General features: G+C 68.6%; 3 protein-coding genes. All 3 read left to right on the top strand.

Going from position 1 to position 3,893, the window contains the following annotated elements; translation table 11 throughout:
• The first annotated feature begins 479 nt into the window (after positions 1-479).
• From L1885_RS25030 to L1885_RS25040, 3 genes are read left to right on the top strand one after another with little or no spacing between them, the layout of a single operon-like run.
• The gene (locus L1885_RS25030; protein WP_235799442.1) at positions 480-1,847 is read left to right on the top strand and encodes an extracellular solute-binding protein; all 1,368 of its coding nucleotides are present in this window, start codon (positions 480-482) and stop codon (positions 1,845-1,847) included.
• 6 nt (positions 1,848-1,853) lie between these two features.
• Positions 1,854-2,816, top strand: coding sequence for a carbohydrate ABC transporter permease (locus L1885_RS25035; protein WP_235799443.1), 963 nt, complete (start codon positions 1,854-1,856; stop codon positions 2,814-2,816).
• A 16-nt stretch (positions 2,817-2,832) separates the two neighbouring features.
• Positions 2,833-3,792: a carbohydrate ABC transporter permease gene (locus tag L1885_RS25040; protein WP_235799444.1), complete on the top strand. Its 960-nt coding sequence runs from the start codon at positions 2,833-2,835 to the stop codon at positions 3,790-3,792.
• The last annotated feature ends 101 nt before the right edge of the window (positions 3,793-3,893 follow it).

A 3,893-nucleotide genomic window follows, 5' to 3' on the forward strand; every position in this document is an offset into this window, starting at 1 on the left:
GGCCGACCCCCCGGACGCCGTCCGGCACCGCCGCGCCGGTGCGCAGCACCTTGCCCGTAAGAGCCCGTGCGCAGCCCGGACGCGCCCGCCGTGCGCCCGTGGAGGCGTGCGCGGCCCGGGTGCACGCGTCGTATGCCCGTACCGCCGTGGGCCGCCGAGGCCGCGCCCGGCGGATCCCGCCGTGGACGCAGGCGCCGTCGCCCGGAGCGCCTCGGGGTCCTCCCGCGGCCGACGTAGGCCGCAAGGACCGCAACCGCTTGCGGGCGCCGCCGCTCTCCTCGCGCGCGGCCCCGGACCCGAACTCCTTGACGTACGACAGGCCTTGATGCGGTCGCGCCTCCATGATGCAGCATGCTGTCAGATATTTGCGAAATAGGAGCGACATATTGCGGCCATCCGTAGTTAGTGGTTGAGTGAGCGGCGCCACACAGCGAGCGCTGTGCGGGTTCCCACGCTCCTGCCCAAGAGGGGTCCCACCGATGAGAAGTCCCGGGTTCCGCCGTACGTGCACCACCGCCATAGCCGCAGCGATGGCACTCACCGCCGTGGCCGCCTGCTCCAGCAGCAAGGGCGGTGACGCGAAGACCGCGGACGGCAAGACGGCCATCACCGTCAACTGCATGCCGCCGAAGTCCAACAAGGTCGACCGCACGAGCTTCCAGAACGACATCAAGACGTTCTCGAAGCAGAACCCGAAGATCAGCCTCACCGCGCACGACACCTTCCCGTGCGAGGACCCGAAGACCTTCGACGCCAAGCTCGCCGGCGGGCAGATGGAGAACGTCTTCTACACCTACTTCACCGACGTCAAGCACGTCGTGGGCATCAACCAGGCCGCGGACATCACGAGTTACGTGAAGGACATGCCGGGCTGGAACGAGATCGACCCGAAGCTGCGGAACATGTACACCGTGGACGGCAAGGTCTACGGCGTCCCCCGGACCAACTACACGATGGGCCTGCTCTACAACCCGACACTGTTCAAGAAGGCCGGACTCGACCCGAACAAGCCGCCGACGACGTGGGAGGAGATCCGCGCGGACGCCAAGAAGATCGCGGCGCTCGGCAACGGCACGGTCGGCTACGCCGACTACAGCGCACAGAACCAGGGCGGCTGGCACTTCGTCGCCGAGCTGTACTCGCAGGGCGGGCAGGCCGTCGACGCGTCCGGCAAGAAGGCGACCGTGGACACCCCCGAGGGCAAGGCCGTGCTGCAGAACCTGCACGACATGCGCTGGACGGACAACTCGATGGGCTCCAAGCAGCTGCTCATCATCAACGACGTGCAGCAGATGATGGGCACCGGCAAGCTCGGCATGTACATCTCCGCGCCGGACAACGTCCCGACGATCGCGAAGCAGTACGGCGGCGACTACAAGAACATGGCCCTCGCCCCGATGCCCGGCGGCAAGGGCACCCTGGCCGGCGGCGACGGCTACATGTTCAACAAGAACGACACCCCCGCGCAGATCAAGGCCGGCCTGAAGTTCCTCGGCCTGGAGACCAACACCCCGGGCAAGGGCCTGAGCAACTGGCAGTACCTGAGCGAGCAGAAGTCCCCGGTGGGCCTGCCGGAGCCGCGGCTGTGGACCCAGGGCGGCAGCTACGACCAGAAGAACCTCGCGCTCAAGAAGCAGTACGCGAACATCCCGGTGGAGAACTACCAGGCCTTCGCCGACGGCAACCCCAAGCTGACGCCGGAGATCGAGCCCCCGAACGCGCAGCAGATCTACTCCGTCCTCGACTCGACGGTCTCCGCGGTCCTCACCAACAAGAACGCGGACATCGACTCCCTCCTCAAGGACGCGCAGACCAAGATCGACTCCGTGCTGGCCCAGCAGGGCTGACGCCCCATGAAGACCGCACAGGCCCCCGCCCGGTCCGCCGCGCCGCGTCCCCTCGTCGAGGGGGCGCGTCCGGCGGGCCGGCCCGGGACCCCCCGAAGGCCCCTCGGCCGCAGGCTGACCGACCAGGCGCGCGCCTACGCGTTCCTGCTCGGCGGCCTGATCTGCTTCGCGCTGTTCTCCTGGTACCCGGCGGTCCGCGCCGTGATCATCTCGTTCCAGAAGTACATCCCGGGCTCGGACCCGCAGTGGGTCGGCACCCGCAACTTCACCCAGGTCTTCCAGGACCCGGAGTTCGCGGCCGCGTGGCGCAACACGTTCTACTTCACGCTGATCGCGCTGCTGATCGGCTTCCTCGTGCCGTTCGTCACCGCGCTCGTGCTCAACGAGATGCGGCACGCCAAGTCGTTCTTCCGCGTCGTCGTCTACCTGCCGGTGATGATCCCCCCGGTCGTCAGCGCCCTGCTGTGGAAGTGGTTCTACGATCCGGGTGCCGGCCTCGCCAACGAGGCGCTGCGCTTCCTGCACCTGCCGACGTCGAACTGGACCAACGGCACCTCGACGGCGCTCGTGTCCATCGTCCTCGTCTCCACGTGGGCGAACATGGGCGGCACCGTCCTCATCTACCTCGCCGCACTGCAGGGCATCCCGGGGGAGCTGTACGAGGCGGCGGAGCTGGACGGCGCGAACATCCTCCAGCGCGTACGGCACGTCACGATCCCGCAGACCCGCTTCATCATGCTGATGCTCATGCTGCTGCAGATCATCGCGACGATGCAGGTCTTCACGGAGCCGTACGTGATCACCGGCGGCGGGCCGCAGGACTCCACGGTCACCGTGCTGTACCTGATCTACAAGTACGCGTTCCAGTACAACAACTTCGGCGGTGCCTGCGCGCTGAGCGTCATGCTGCTCGTGCTGCTCGGCCTCTTCTCCGCCCTCTACCTGCGGCTCACCCGCACCGACGACTGACAGGAGCCGAGCCGCCATGACCACCACCGTCGCGCCGCCTCCACGGCAGGCGCCGCCCACCTCCCTGCGCAGGCCCGGCCGGCGCAAGGACGAGGGCCAGGGCATCCGCACCCTGGTCTCCCCGCTCGCGCTGGCGAGCCGGAGGGGCAGGGCGGTCTACTGGACCGTCTTCGGCCTCGTCCTGCTGCTGTTCGCGCTGGCCTTCCTCTTCCCCGTGTACTGGATGATCACGGGCGCGTTCAAGTCGCCGGACGAGCTGAACCGCAACCCGCCCACCCTGGCGCCGGAGACGTGGCACTTCCACAACTACGGCGACGCGTGGAACCTCATGCAGCTGCCCGACCACCTCTGGAACACGGTGGTCCAGGCGGCCGGCGCCTGGATCCTCCAGCTCGTGTTCTGCACGGCCGCCGCGTACGCGCTGTCGAAGCTGAAGCCCGCCTTCGGCAAGGTCATCCTCGGCGCCATCCTCGCCACGCTGATGGTGCCGGCCCAGGCGCTGGTCATCCCGAAGTACCTGACGGCCGCGGACCTGCCCTTCATCCACACCAGCCTGCTCAACAACCCGGCGGGCATCTGGCTGCCGGCCGTGGCGAACGCCTTCAACCTGTACCTGCTCAAGCGGTTCTTCGACCAGATCCCGCGCGACGTGCTGGAGGCGGCCGAGATCGACGGCGCGGGCAAGCTGCGCCAGCTCTGGTCGATCCTGCTGCCGATGTCCCGGCCCGTCCTCGGCGTCGTCTCGATCTTCGCGCTCGTCGCCGTGTGGCAGGACTTCCTCTGGCCGCTCATGGTCTTCTCCGCCGCACCCGACAACCAGCCCATCAGCGTGGCCCTCGTCCAGCTCTCCCAGGACGTGCCCCAGTCGGACCTGATCGGGGCGATGGTGATCGCGAGCGTGCCGATGGTCGTCATGTTCCTGGTCTTCCAGCGCCACATCATCGCGGGCATCAGCGCCGGCAGCACCAAGGGGTAGCCCGGCGGCCGCGGCGAGAGCCACGGGGGCGGCCGCCCCGCCGGACGGGCGCGACGCGGGGGCCGTACGACCGGCGTGCGGCCCGGGCACGGCGGGGCCCC

The sequence above is a fragment of the Streptomyces fuscigenes genome, from assembly GCF_021556455.1.
In the GTDB taxonomy this organism is placed as follows: domain Bacteria; phylum Actinomycetota; class Actinomycetes; order Streptomycetales; family Streptomycetaceae; genus Streptomyces; species Streptomyces fuscigenes.